Raw genomic sequence first — 254 nt, forward strand, 5'->3', positions numbered from 1 at the left:
GCATCTGATTAGAAACGCCATCAAGTATGTGCCGAGTAAGGATTATAAGGCCTTTACCGCATCCCTGAAGAAAGTCTATGGTGCTCCTTCTATCAAGTCCTGCCTGACGGCATTTGAATCATTTAAGTGTCAAGGGCAATTTAAAAATGTAGGTTTTGGGCAAAATAAAATGTAGGTTTTCGGCAACTTCAAACTGTAGTATACCTATGGTATCTTATTTATCATTCGATATGATTTTCCTGTGATTCTAAAAA

General features: G+C 37.4%; 1 pseudogene. It reads left to right on the forward strand.

Annotated features, from left to right (window positions below):
- A pseudogene (locus tag ERX29_RS10900) lies at positions 1-133 on the forward strand (transposase); the annotation flags it as partial.
- Positions 134-254: the final 121 nt, after the last annotated feature.

The organism is Macrococcus lamae (assembly GCF_004359545.1).
GTDB lineage: Bacteria > Bacillota > Bacilli > Staphylococcales > Staphylococcaceae > Macrococcus > Macrococcus lamae.